Genomic DNA, 13,042 nt, shown 5'->3' with positions numbered 1-13,042 from the left:
GGTAAGGCATGAGCAGACAGCGTTCACAGCGGTTGGAAGTGGTACTGGCGGTTGCCGAGCGTAAGCGGCGTGAGGCCGAGCGTTTTCTGGCCGAAGCGCGGCAGCGGGTCAGTCAGGGCGAGCAGGGCATTGTGCAACTGGAGAACTATCTGGGTGAGTACCAGCAGCAGTTCACGGCTACCGGGCGTCAGGGTGTTGATATCGGAGCGCTGCAGGCGCGCCAGGCCTTTATGCAGAAAATAAGCGACACCATGCAGCAGCAGGAGCAGGCCCTGTTGCAGGCGCGGGAGCAAGTGCAGCAGGTGCAGGCGTACTGGCAGCAGACGTATGCGCGGGAAAAGGGAATCGAGCGCCTGGTCGAAAAGGCACGGATGGACGAAACTCGCGTCAAGGAGCGTAAGCTGCAGCAGGAACTGGATGAGCGTTCCCAGCATGTAAGACCCTCCTATATTTAATCTTTGGCATTCAATTTGCTTGTTCCTGAGTTCCCTCTTTACAGGAATGCGTCATGGCCATTATGAAAACCGGTTCAACGGTATCCCTGCCGCTGGATTTGGGGCTTCCCCAGACCTCGCCTCTGCTGGCTTCGGAGGGAGTTGTCGGTGGCTTTAACCAGTTACTGCAGGGCTCTTTGCAGGCTCGATCCGCAGCGGCGTCGGTCGCGCCAGACGGTAACTCCTTGCCTCCCGCAGGCGAGCCTTTGCCGGACGAGGTATCTGATGGGCTGGTGGCAACTGAGGACAGTGCGTCGATGCCGTCTGTATCCGCTGAACAGGAGACGGACGAACAGGTTCGGCCGCCGGTCGAGCCGGAGGGTGAAGTGCAGGTCAGCGGGACCGAGGTTGATGCGAATCCTGCCGTTGTACCGGCTCCAGCGTCGACCGCGCCTGTAGCGGCAAGCGCTGTGCCTGGTCAGCAGCCGGCAGCGACAGCCGAGCAGGCTGAAGCCTGGATCAGGACGGAAGTGAAGGAGTCAACGCCGGGGCGGCAGGTGTCAATGCCGACAGAAGAGGATGGCAAGAGGCCGTTCGGAGTGCGTCCGTTGACCCCGGGGGCTGTCTCGAATCAAGCGGCGGTGGATGTGAATCAGCCGGCGACGCCGGTTGTGCTGGCGGCGAATGCGACAGGTGGCGCGGTCACGGCGTCACCTTCACCACAGGTTGCACCGACACCGCCAGTCGTGCCCGTGCAGTCACCCTTAGCGCCAGTACAGACTGAGGGCGCTGTTGCCCAAGTGAGTCGAGTCGAGATCGCAGCCATACCGCAGACAGCGGGTGTCATGGGTGGAGCGGAGAGTGACGGTCCGGTTGCGGCGGTTACGCCGCGTGCGGTCAGTGCCGCTCAGATTGAGCCGGAGACGTCAGTCAGTTTGGAGGTGACCCGAGGACAGGTGCTGGCGGCAGAGGGCGGGGGGACGACCGGCGCCAACGCAGCGGTTGCGACTCGTGCCGTCTCTGATGTGGGCATGAGTGCGGGGGAAGAGGTGGTGAACCCGTCACGGCAGCAAAGTGTTCTGGCCGCCACCCTGCCGGTGGCCGAGGGCGGCGACCAGGTCGGCAAGGAGGCTGCGGTGGTATTGACGCCGGGGTCTCGAATTGAAAATACGCGTCCCGTGGGAGAGCTCTTGGCAACGCGCCAGGATATTGCCGCTCAGTCCGCCCAGATGAATGTTGCAGCGGGCAGTGAGGGCGGCGATGCCGGCACCTCGGGACAATCGTCACGGCAGGATGGTCAGGCTGCCGCAACGGCCTCGTTGATGCGTGCGGGCGATACGGCTCCGGCTTCGAGTACCCGGCCGGAATCGACTTTTGAGCAGCGCTTGCAACAGCAGTTGGCGGAACCCCGTTGGGGGCGCCAGATAGGCGAGCGGGCGATCATGATGGCGCAGCACGGGCCAAAGGTTGCACATATTCAGCTGGACCCGCCCGAGCTGGGAGCGATGCAGATTCGGGTTCATTTACAGGGGCAGGATCAGGTCAGTGTCAGCTTCACCAGTGCCAGCCCGGCGGTACGAGATGCGTTGGAGCAGCAGTTGCCGCGCTTGCGGGAGATGTTTGCGGATCAGGGGCTGAACCTGCAGGATTCCTCTGTATCTGATGATGCGCGTCGCCAGCACTCGGATCAGCGTGAACAGGCCGAGGCCTCGGGGCAACAGGCCGGGGGGTACGGAGGGCAGGAAGGAGACGAGCTGGAGGTACAGCCGTTGCACATGCTGGCAGCGGGGCTGGTCGATTATTACGCCTGAGGTTGGCGCTGACAGTATGTTATATTAGACGCCTGATCAGGAGGATGGCCAAACCGGTGGAGGCGTGAATGGCGACCAAAGAAACAGCAGAGAACGGATCGGTCGATAGCGGCCAGGGCTCCAGAAAAAAACTGATTATATTGTTGGTGTTGGGAGCGATTCTGCTGCTGGGTGGTGGTGCCGGGGCCGCTTATGTTTTACTGTCGGACAAGGGTGGAGCCGAGGCGGCAGATACGGCTGTTGAACCGGTTCGTAGCGAGGCCATTTATACCAAGATACGGATGCTGGAAGGGAAACCCTTCTTTGTTGTCATGCTGCAGTCGGTCGACAAAAGGCAGCATTATCTGCAGACATTCATTGAAGCCAAAAGCCGTAACCCGGCAGTGGATGAGGCCTTGAAGCAGCATATGCCTCTGGTGGTGGCGCGGCTGGACGAACTGCTCCGGTCGCAGGCGTTTGAAGATCTGCAAAGTATCGAAGGAAAACGCGCCCTGCGCAGTGAAGCGACGGCGCTGGTGCAATCGATCATGCAGGAAAAGCTCGGCAACCCTGGAGTCGAAACCATTCTTTTTACCAACTTTGTCATGCAGTAGGATGAACTAGATGTCGGTCAAGGATCTGCTCTCCCAGGACGAGATCGATGCGCTGCTTCATGGTGTGGATGATGGTGATGTCGATACCGACGAAGACGCCGATTCGGCATCGGAAGATGGCATCCAGCCCTATGATCTGGCGAGTCACGAGCGCATCGTGCGTGGGCGCATGCCCACGCTGGAGATGATCAACGAGCGCTTTGCCCGCCATACCCGCATTAGCCTGTTCAATCTGCTGCGCCGTACGGCCGATGTGACTGTCGGCGGTATTCAGGTGATGAAGTACGGCGACTATATCCATACCCTTTACGTCCCCACCAGCATGAGTCTGGTCAAGGCACATCCGTTGCGCGGTACGGCACTGTTCATTATGGACGCTCGGCTGGTATTCCGCCTGGTTGACCAGTTTTTCGGGGGAGATGGGCGTCATGCCAAGATTGAAGGGCGCGAGTTTACGCCAACCGAAACCCGTATTGTGCATAAAACGTTGCAGCAGCTGTTCGCGGATCTTGAGGATGCCTGGCGGTCCGTGATGCAGTTGAACTTCGAGCATGTGGGGCATGAGGTCAACCCCGCCATGGCGAATGCGGTGAATCCGACAGAGGTGGTGGTGGTCAGTACCTTTCAGATCGATCTGGAAGGCGGTACCGGCGAGCTGCACATTACCATGCCCTACGCGATGCTGGAGCCGGTGCGTGATCAACTGTTATCCGGCGTCCAGAATACCGAAGAACAGAAGGACGAGCGCTGGCTGAAAGCCCTGCGTCGCGACATCATGATGGCAACGCTGGAGCTGGATCTGAAAGTGGCCGAGCGGGAATTGACCCTGCGTGATGTCATGGAATTTGAGGCCGGTGACATCATACCGGTGGAAATGCCCGACAGCCTGAAGCTGAATGCGAATGGCATTCCGCTGTTCAACTGTCAATTGGGTGTTTCGCGCGGCAACTTGGCTGTCAAAATAAAGGACCCCATCAAGCGGCCGGGCTCTGACTGAGTCGGCCAGCGGAGAAAAATCGTGAGCGACGAGAACAACAATCAGGATCAACAGGCGCTGGCTGACGAGTGGGCTGCCGCGCTGGAAGAGCAAACGGGGCAGGCGGGCGTTGATGCCGATGCGCTGCTGGATGATGTTCAGTCACAGGCGGCGCCCTCGGCGCAGGGTGTCGAGCTGGATGAGTTGCAGGATGACTCGGTGCCGGTAACGGACCCCAAGCTTGATGTTATTCTGGATATTCCGGTCACGCTGACGATGGAAGTCGGTGGAACGGAAATTGCCATCCGCAACCTGCTGCAGCTGAGTCAGGGCTCGGTCATCGAGCTGGATCGGGTGGCCGGGGAGCCGCTGGACGTCAAGGTGAATGGTACGTTGATCGCGCATGGTGAAGTCGTCGTGGTCAATGACCGTTACGGTATTCGGCTGACGGATGTGATCAGCCCTCAGGAACGTATTCGGCGGTTGAAATGAGACCACTGCTCTGTCTGCTGCTGATCGGATTTTCGGTTGGCATCCACGCCGCCGAGCAGAAGGTGCCCAAGGCGCCCGGAGCCGATCTGCCTGACCCCTTGTCCTGGGGCAGTCTGCTGCAGCTTGGCCTGGGGCTGTTGCTGGTGGTGGGTTTGATCATGCTGCTGGGCTGGCTGGTTAAACGGGTCAACGGTGCCGCCGCCAGTGGACAGGGCATGAAGGTACTGGCTGCGTTGCCGATGGGCCCCCGTGAACGGGCGGTGCTGGTACAGGTGGGGCAGGAACAGCTGCTGCTGGGAGTGGCGCCGGGTCGGGTCAGCCTGCTGAAGCATTTCGACGCTCCCGTGGTGGATTCGGAAGCGGTGCGTGGCGCCGCATTTGCGGATCGTCTGCAGCAGGTACTGGGGCGCGGAGGTTCGCAGTGAGTCGGATATGGGTAGCGCTACTGCTGTTGCTGGTACCGACCGGACTGGTGCTGGCGGATACCGGGATACCGGCCGTGACGCTGGTAACCGACGAGGGCGGGACGCGCTACAGCGTGACCATCCAGATCCTGGCTTTGATGACGCTGTTGACCTTCCTGCCGGCGATGTTGATGATGATGACGTCGTTTGCCCGCATCATCATTGTATTCGCGATCTTGCGTCAGGCACTGGGTTTGCAGCAAACGCCCTCCAATCAGATTATTATCGGCCTGTCGCTGTTCCTGACACTGTTTATCATGTCGCCGGTGTTGGAAGAGGTGAATACACGGGCAGTGCAGCCTTACATGGCCGAGGAAATGGCGCCGCTGGAGGCCTTTCAGGCTGCGGGAGTACCCTTTCACGAGTTCATGCTGCGCCAGACACGGGAGAGCGATCTGGGGCTGTTCATGCGCATTTCCGAAACGGCTCCGGTTGCCCGAGCCGAAGACATTCCGTTTACGGTCCTGATCCCGGCTTTTATCATCAGCGAACTGAAAACCGCCTTTCAAATCGGTTTCATGCTGTTTATCCCCTTTCTGGTGATTGATTTGGTCGTTGCCAGTGTTTTGATGGCGATGGGCATGATGATGCTGTCGCCGGTGATCATCTCCCTGCCGTTCAAGATCATGCTGTTTGTGCTGGTGGATGGGTGGGCTATGGTGGTCGGGACGCTGGCGGCCAGTTTCGGCGTATAGGAGGCAGTCATGGATCCGGGAATGACGCTCGATCTGTTTGGCCAGGCGCTCTGGCTGATCGTGGTAATTGTCGCGGTCATCGTCGGCCCTTCTTTGGCCGTGGGACTGGTCATCTCGGTCTTTCAGGCGGCGACCCAGATCAATGAGCAGACCCTGAGCTTTTTGCCGCGCCTGATCGTGACGTTGCTGGCGGTGATGTGGGCAGGCCCGTGGATCGTCAGCCGGATTACGGATCTGTTCAACTACCTGTTCTTCAATATTCCCCATTTGATCTCGTAGGCCGACAATGGAAATTGGCCTGCTGCAGATCGAACACTGGGTAAACGCCTTTCTCTGGCCCCTGTTTCGGGTGATGTCCTTTTTCATGGCGATGCCGATTATCGGCACGCAAATGCTACCCATGCGTTTGCGTCTGGGGCTGGCGCTGGCTGTGACCGTGCTGCTGGTGCCGGTGTTGCCGGCCATGCCGCTGTTTGACGGGTTATCGCTGCACAGCTGGATTCTGGTGGCGCAGCAGGTTCTGATCGGCAGTCTACTGGGGTTTTCCGCCAATATCCTGCTGCAAAGCTTCGTGGCCGGTGGTCAGATGATGGCGATGCAGATGGGGCTTGGCTTTGCCTCGATGACAGACCCGGCCAATGGCGTCAGCGTGGTAATCGTGGCACAGATTTACCTGATGCTGGTGATGATGCTGTTTCTGGGCATGGATGGTCATCTGGTGCTGATCGAAATACTGGCGCAGAGCTTTTATGTGTTGCCGGTTGGGGCGGGTGGGCTCAGCCAGGCGACTTTGTGGCAGATGGCGCTGTCTGGTGGCTGGCTGTTCATGGCCGCGCTGCTGATGGCTTTGCCGGCGGTGACAGCGTTGCTGATCGTCAACTTCGCTTTTGGCATCATGACCAAGGCCGCTCCCCAGTTGAATATATTTGCCATTGGTTTCCCGTTTACCATGTTGATGGGTATTTTCATTATCTGGGCCAGCCTGTCCGGCTTTTTCAGTCATTATCAGGTCTTTGCCATCGAGTGGCTTGAGACCGTATCCGGCTTGCTGGCGGTGGAGGGGTAATGGCAGAAGAGACCGGGCAGGAAAAAAGCGAAGAACCGACGGAAAAAAGGCTGCGAGAAGCGCGCGAGAAAGGCGATATACCGCGCTCGCGAGAACTATCGGCGACGGTGTTGCTGTTGGCTGCCGCTGCATCGGCGCTGCTGTTTGGCGGGCAGGTCGCTGGCAGCATGATCAACATCATGGTGGAAAGCTTCAGTCTGGATCGCCAGGATATTTTCGACCCGGCCCGCATGTTTACGCATCTGGGCGAGGCGCTGTTCGAGGGGTTTCTGAGTCTTTGGGGCTTTTACCTGTTGACTCTGCTGGCGGCGTTGCTGAGCCCCATTGCACTGGGGGGCTGGAACTTCAGCGGTCAGGCCTTGTTGCCCAAGGGGAGCCGGATCAATCCGCTCAGTGGTCTCAAGCGGATGTTCTCGTTGAAAGCGCTGATCGAGCTGCTCAAGGGGCTGGCCAAGTTTTTGCTGGTTGGTGCCTTTGCCGTGATGGTGCTGTGGCTGGATCGGCCTGATCTGGTCGCGCTGGCGAAAGAGGCCGTTGAGCCGGCGATTGCGCATGCGCTACAGATCCTGGGATGGTCCTTCCTGGTAATGAGCCTATCCCTGATTATCATCTCGCTTATTGATGTGCCCTTTCAGCTGTACGACTACAACAAAAAGCTGAAGATGACTCTGCAAGAGGTCAAGGATGAAATGAAAAATACGGAGGGTAAGCCCGAGGTGAAGGGGCGTATCCGCCAGTTGCAGCGTGAAATTGCCCAGCGCAAGATGATGACCGAAGTGCCCGAAGCGGATGTGGTGATTACCAACCCGACCCACTATGCGGTTGCCCTGAAGTATGATCAGCAGGGCGGTGGTGCCCCTCGGGTGGTAGCCAAGGGGGCTGATTTTGTCGCCTTGAAAATCCGCGAAGTTGCGGAGGATCACGATGTGCCGCTGCTGTCGGCGCCGCCACTGGCCCGGGCCCTGTTCCATGCCGCTGAAATCGGTGACGAGATTCCGGCAGGACTGTATCAGTCCGTTGCGCAGGTGTTGGCCTACGTGTTCCAGCTCAAGCGGCACAAGCAGCATCTGGAAGATGCCCCCGAGCCCTTGCGTGACGGAGATTTGGAAATTCCTGAAGAGTATCGTCGCGAGGCCGAGGAATAATTGGCGGATTTCTTGCATGTCTTTTCATATATGCAGGCAGGATGTCAAAAAAACATCATTTGCGCGCTGGAAAATGGCTCTTTAGCTCGCGTTGAGTGGGGTTTATTGGAGTCTGTTGTTTTTTTGACGTTTTTGGAGGACGTGTGGAGCGGGATGCCATCCTGAATAATGTTCGCGGCTTGACTCAGGGCAATCTGGGGATTCCGTTGCTGCTGCTGGTTATTCTGGGCATGGTGACGCTGCCGATGCCGCCGTTCCTGCTGGACGTTTTCTTTACCTTCAATATTGCCCTGTCGATCGTGGTCCTGCTGGTCAGTATCTACGCACTTCGGCCGCTGGATTTTGCCGTTTTTCCCACCATTCTGCTGGCGGCTACGCTGCTTCGTCTGGCCTTGAACGTGGCGTCGACCCGAGTGGTGCTACTGTTCGGGCATGAAGGCGGTGATGCGGCAGGGAAGGTCATTCAGGCTTTTGGGGATGTCGTGGTCGGCGGCAACTATGTGGTGGGCATCGTCGTGTTCCTGATTCTGGTCATCATCAATTTCGTGGTGGTCACCAAGGGGGCGGGGCGTATTTCGGAAGTCAGTGCCCGCTTTACCCTGGATGCGATGCCGGGCAAGCAGATGGCGATTGATGCTGATTTGAATGCCGGCCTGATTAACCAGGATGAGGCCCGTGACCGTCGCCGGGAAGTGACTCAGGAAGCCGATTTTTACGGTGCCATGGACGGTGCGTCCAAATTTGTCCGTGGTGATGCGGTAGCGGGCATTCTGATCCTGGTGATCAACCTCCTCGGCGGGCTGGGAATCGGCATGGTGCAGCATGGCTTGCCGTTTGATATGGCGCTGCAGTATTACTCTCTGTTGACCATCGGCGATGGCCTGGTTGCGCAGATACCCTCCCTGTTGCTGTCGACAGCAGCTGCGGTGATGGTGACGCGAGCCAACTCGTCAGAGGCAATGGGAACACAGGTTTTTCGGCAGATGTTTTCGTCCCCGCGTGCGCTGAGCGTGGCGGCTGCCATACTGTTTATCATGGGTATTGTGCCGGGTATGCCGCACTTTGCGTTTATCGGCCTGGCAGTGGCGGCTGCCGGGGCTGCCTGGTGGATCAATCGGGAGTCGGAGCGCCGTGCTCAGGCTGCGGCAGAAGTGATCGAGACAGCCGAGCCCGAGTCTCAACCTGGTGAGGAGCCAAAAGAGCTGGGCTGGGAAGATGTGATGCCGGTGGATATGATCGGCCTGGAAGTGGGCTATCGGCTGATCCCCATGGTAGACAAAATGCAGGGGGGGCAGTTGTTGGGACGCATCAAGGGGGTGCGCAAAAAACTGTCACAGGATCTGGGTTTTCTGGTGCCTTCGGTGCATATTCGTGACAATCTGGATCTGCTGCCTGGTGCTTATCGTATCACCCTGATGGGCGTGATTGCCGGAGAAGCCGAGATTTATCCGGATCGTGAGCTGGCGATCAACCCGGGGCAGGTATTCGGTGAGCTGAACGGGATAAGCGTCAAGGACCCGGCATTCGGGCTGGATGCGGTGTGGGTCGAGAAAAGCCATAAGGAACATGCGCAGACGCTGGGCTACACGGTCGTGGATGCCAGCACCGTGGTTGCGACCCATATCAACCAGATTCTGCAGAGCCACTCTTACGAACTGCTGGGGCATGAGGAGGTGCAGCAGTTGCTGGATCTGCTGAGCAAGTCTTCACCCAAGCTGGTTGAGGAGCTGGTGCCCAAAAAGCTGTCGATCAGCGCACTGCTCAAGGTGTTGCAGAACCTGCTGATGGAGCAGGTGCCGCTGAAGGATTTTCGTTCCATTGCCGAGGCGTTGGCAGAAGCTGTGCAGCGAACTCAGGATCCGCTGGCCCTGACGGCAGCCGTTCGGGTTGCGTTGTCCCGTCTGATCGTGCAGACCATTAATGGCTCAGAGCCGGAGTTGGCGGTTATTACGCTGGAACCCCAACTGGAGCAAATGCTGTTGGGCTCCATGCAGCAGGGCAACGATGGACTGGTGCTGGAACCGGGGATGGCGGAGCGGCTGCAGCGTTCTCTGGCGGAAACGGCGCAGCGCCAGGAGATGGCGGGCAAGCCGTCGGTTTTACTGGTGGCGGCGCCGGTACGTCCACTCATGGCGAAATTTGTTCGTTATGGGGAACATCAGATTCATGTACTCTCCTATCAGGAGGTTCCTGAAAACAAGAAGGTCACCATCGTAGCTACCGTGGGTGGACAAAATGGCTAGGATTGGGTGGCAGGCGGCCGATAAGGGAAGGATATGAAAGTCAAACGTATCTTTGCACCGGATATGCGTCAAGCCATGCGTCGGGTTCGAGAAGAGATCGGTCCCGATGCGGTCATTATTTCCAACCATCGCGTCGCGGGTGGCGTAGAGGTCGTGGCGGCCCGCGAAGATGAGTATGAGGCGGCGCAGGCCGAACTCAAGCGTAATCGTGCGACGCCCCCGGTGGCCGACCGCCGTGAAGAACAGATCCGTATTCTGACGGGGGCGCACTCGCGCCAGTCAGAGCAGGCCAGCCGGAACGCGCGTCTGGAAGAAGAGCTGAACAAAACCCGCGCCCGGATTGCCGAGGCCGGCAGACGTATTGCCGAGCCGGATGTGCGTGCAGATCGTAATATCAATCGTCAGATTGATGATGAAGAAGATGATGAGGATCTGCGCTCCATTCTGGCATCACTGAAGGCGCGCAATCGTGGTCGTACATCTGTATCCGCACCGGTTGAACCGCCTCGATCCTCCCGGCCGGCACCGAGGCCGGAGCCCGTGGCAGAGCCGCCCGCCGCCGTCCGTCGAGAACCGGTGTTTGAGCCGGAGCCGGTCATGCCGGAAGACGATGGTGTCCTGCGCACCATGCAGCAGGAAATTCAGGAACTGCGCCAAATGCTGCAGCAGCGTTCCGAGCCGACGGTCAGGTCACCGGCGCGGGATGTTTCGCATTCGGAAGTTACTCGGCGCCTGCAGAATCTGGGACTTGGGACCACATTGGTGCGCCAGTTGATGAGTGGGGTGGAAGCGGAGTTGAGCGTGGGCGAAGCCTGGCGCAACGTGCTGGCACGGCTGGCGGATGCCTTGCCGGTGCAGGGTGAAGAGTTGATCGAGCGGGGCGGAATGATTGTGTTTGTCGGACCGACCGGAGTGGGAAAAACAACCACCATTGGCAAGTTGGCCGCACGTCATGTGCTGCAGCACGGCAGCTCGAGCGTGGCGCTGGTTACGACGGACTGCTTTCGTATCGCTGCCCATGAGCAGTTGAAAACCTTTGGTCGTATTCTGGACGTGCCGGTTCGGGTGGTGGATGAAAATCACAGTCTGGAAGAGGTGCTGCAAAGCCTTCGCAACAAGCGTCTGGTATTGATTGATACGGCAGGTATGAGCGCTTCCGATCCCCAGGGCCAGTTACAGATGCAGATGTTGTCCGGTGTCACCCTGCGATTGAAGAAGCTGCTGGTATTATCCTGCTCCAGTCAGCATCAGCTCATGCGCAGTGCTTATGACAATTATGCCGGGCTGGGGCTGAACGGCTGTGTACTGAGCAAGGCCGACGAGTCCGGCAGCCTGGGAGAAGCGCTGAGTCTGGTAGTCGAAAAGCAGCTTCCCATTGCCTATGTGACCGACGGGCAGAAAATTCCGGATGATATCGGCATTGCCCAGCGCAATGATCTGGTGAGCCGGACCGTCGTGATTGCACAGGGCAATGCGCGGATTGAGCAGCGGGCGGCGGATGATGATGCGCTGTTCGGGGTCGGGTAGGGAGTCATTGATGAAGCAGACTCATCCCGTCAAGGTAATAGCAGTCACCGGTGGCAAGGGCGGCGTCGGCAAGACCAGTGTATCGGTCAACCTGTCGGTTGGGCTCAGTGAGATGGGGCGTCGAGTGGTGTTGATGGATGCCGACCTGGGGTTGGCCAATGTTGATGTCATGCTGGGGTTGCGACCGCAGCAAAACATTGCCGACGTTTTGTCGGGGCGCTGTTCCCTGCGTGAGGTGCTGGTACCGGCCGGTGAGGGGCTTTGGATCGTACCGGCGGCATCGGGTACGCAGGCGATGACGACATTAAATGCGCATGAGCATGCCGAGCTGATCCATGCCTTTAATGATATCGCGGATGATCTGGATATCCTGATCATTGATACGGCGGCCGGTATTTCCGATTCTGTCGTCAGTTTTGTCAAGGCAGCTCAGGAGGTGATCGTGGTGGTGTGTGATGAGCCGACATCCATCACTGATGCCTATGCCCTGATCAAGTTGCTCAATCGTGACTATCAGATGACGCGTTTCAGGGTTCTGGCCAACATGGTTCGAAGCGATGGTGAAGGGCGCAGCATGTTCAATAAACTGTTGACAGTTACCGACAGATTTCTGGATGTGACGCTTCAATACGTTGGCTCAATCCCTTATGATGAATCGGTTCGCAAGGCCGTACAAAAACAAAGGGCTGTACTCAAGACCGCGCCCAATGACAAGGCGGCTCTGGCTTATCGGCAGCTGGCCAACAAGGTGGATGGCTGGCCGGTCAGTAGCAGTCCCAGAGGGCATCTGGAATTCTTTGTCGAGCGGCTCGTGCAGGGCGCGCGCCTCCCCTGAAAGAAGCATATATGTACAACGTAGTGGAGTTTAAATCGGGTCAGGAGCTGATCCACGAATACACCCCGCTGGTGCGGCGGATTGCACATCACTTGATGGCGCGCTTGCCGAGCCATGTTGTGCTGGATGATCTGATGCAGGCCGGCATGATGGGGCTGTTGGAAGCGGCCAGGCGCTATGATGCGGGCAAGGGCGCCAGTTTCGAAACCTATGCCGGCATCCGAATCCGGGGTGCCATCATAGATGAGGTGCGCCGGGGAGACTGGACACCGCGTTCGGTACACCGCAACGGGCGTCGCATCAGTGAAGCGATTGCCCTGGTGGAAAACCGAACGGGGCGGGAAGCGAGCGATAGTGAAGTAGCGGCGGAACTGGGCGTCGGGCTGGCGGAATATCAGTCACTGCTGCAGGACTCGGTGGACAGCCGACTGTTCAGCTATGATCAGCTGACGGATGCGACCGAGGACGCGCCCGTCGAGCAGTTTACATCAGCTGAGCCGGATCCGCGGCAAAGGCTCGAGAGCGGGGCCTTCCGGCAGGCTCTGGCGGATGCAATTGGAGGGCTCCCCGAGCGGGAGCGACTGGTTTTATCGTTGTATTATGACGAAGAACTGAATCTCAAGGAGATTGGCCGAGTGCTGGGTGTCAGTGAATCACGGGTCAGTCAGATCCACAGCCAGGCGGCGCTGCGCCTTAGAGGGCGGTTGCGGGAGTGGTGTTGAGGTCGATCAGCGGTTGGCCGGAGTGTCGTTTGGAGATGT

At 58.5% G+C, this 13,042-nt stretch carries 14 protein-coding genes; all 14 read left to right on the top strand.

The window, feature by feature from the left end; genetic code table 11:
- Positions 1-8 precede the first annotated feature (8 nt).
- The 14 genes from fliJ (at position 9) to H1S06_RS01510 (ending at position 13,003) form a co-directional block, all read left to right on the top strand.
- Positions 9-455, top strand: coding sequence for a flagellar export protein FliJ (fliJ, locus tag H1S06_RS01575; RefSeq protein ID WP_181736517.1), 447 nt, complete (start codon positions 9-11; stop codon positions 453-455).
- 53 nt (positions 456-508) lie between these two features.
- On the top strand, positions 509-2,245 hold the full coding sequence (locus H1S06_RS01570) for a flagellar hook-length control protein FliK (RefSeq protein WP_181736516.1): 1,737 nt from the start codon (positions 509-511) through the stop codon (positions 2,243-2,245).
- Positions 2,246-2,313: 68 nt separating this feature from the next.
- Positions 2,314-2,838, top strand: a complete 525-nt coding sequence (locus H1S06_RS01565; protein WP_181736515.1) for a flagellar basal body-associated FliL family protein — start codon at positions 2,314-2,316, stop codon at positions 2,836-2,838.
- A 10-nt stretch (positions 2,839-2,848) separates the two neighbouring features.
- Entirely contained in the window at positions 2,849-3,835 is a 987-nt protein-coding gene (gene fliM, locus H1S06_RS01560) for a flagellar motor switch protein FliM (RefSeq protein ID WP_181736514.1), read from the top strand.
- A 21-nt stretch (positions 3,836-3,856) separates the two neighbouring features.
- Positions 3,857-4,306: a flagellar motor switch protein FliN gene (fliN, locus tag H1S06_RS01555; protein ID WP_181736513.1), complete on the top strand. Its 450-nt coding sequence runs from the start codon at positions 3,857-3,859 to the stop codon at positions 4,304-4,306.
- On the top strand, positions 4,303-4,731 hold the full coding sequence (gene fliO / locus H1S06_RS01550; protein WP_181736512.1) for a flagellar biosynthetic protein FliO: 429 nt from the start codon (positions 4,303-4,305) through the stop codon (positions 4,729-4,731). The genes fliN and fliO overlap by 4 nt, the downstream gene beginning before the upstream one ends.
- A gap of 5 nt (positions 4,732-4,736) precedes the next feature.
- Positions 4,737-5,465 (top strand): flagellar type III secretion system pore protein FliP, encoded by a 729-nt coding sequence (gene fliP / locus H1S06_RS01545; protein WP_328515294.1) that lies wholly within the window; start codon positions 4,737-4,739, stop codon positions 5,463-5,465.
- A 9-nt stretch (positions 5,466-5,474) separates the two neighbouring features.
- Complete coding sequence (fliQ, locus tag H1S06_RS01540; protein ID WP_181736511.1) at positions 5,475-5,744, top strand: flagellar biosynthesis protein FliQ; 270 nt, start codon at positions 5,475-5,477, stop codon at positions 5,742-5,744.
- A gap of 7 nt (positions 5,745-5,751) precedes the next feature.
- Positions 5,752-6,531 (top strand): flagellar biosynthetic protein FliR, encoded by a 780-nt coding sequence (gene fliR, locus H1S06_RS01535; protein WP_181736510.1) that lies wholly within the window; start codon positions 5,752-5,754, stop codon positions 6,529-6,531.
- A complete protein-coding gene (gene flhB, locus H1S06_RS01530; protein ID WP_181736509.1) occupies positions 6,531-7,676 on the top strand; it encodes a flagellar biosynthesis protein FlhB in 1,146 nt (381 codons plus the stop codon). The genes fliR and flhB overlap by 1 nt, the downstream gene beginning before the upstream one ends.
- Positions 7,677-7,819: 143 nt before the next feature.
- A complete protein-coding gene (gene flhA / locus H1S06_RS01525; RefSeq protein ID WP_181736508.1) occupies positions 7,820-9,919 on the top strand; it encodes a flagellar biosynthesis protein FlhA in 2,100 nt (699 codons plus the stop codon).
- A 33-nt stretch (positions 9,920-9,952) separates the two neighbouring features.
- Complete coding sequence (gene flhF, locus H1S06_RS01520; protein ID WP_181736507.1) at positions 9,953-11,446, top strand: flagellar biosynthesis protein FlhF; 1,494 nt, start codon at positions 9,953-9,955, stop codon at positions 11,444-11,446.
- A 10-nt stretch (positions 11,447-11,456) separates the two neighbouring features.
- The gene (locus H1S06_RS01515) at positions 11,457-12,281 is read left to right on the top strand and encodes a MinD/ParA family protein (RefSeq protein ID WP_181736506.1); all 825 of its coding nucleotides are present in this window, start codon (positions 11,457-11,459) and stop codon (positions 12,279-12,281) included.
- 11 nt (positions 12,282-12,292) lie between these two features.
- Positions 12,293-13,003, top strand: a complete 711-nt coding sequence (locus H1S06_RS01510) for an RNA polymerase sigma factor FliA (RefSeq protein ID WP_181736505.1) — start codon at positions 12,293-12,295, stop codon at positions 13,001-13,003.
- Positions 13,004-13,042 lie beyond the last annotated feature (39 nt).

The sequence above is a fragment of the Marinobacterium marinum genome, from assembly GCF_013868415.1.
Lineage (GTDB): Bacteria > Pseudomonadota > Gammaproteobacteria > Pseudomonadales > Balneatricaceae > Marinobacterium > Marinobacterium marinum.
This window is presented reverse-complemented; position numbering and strand designations above follow the sequence as displayed.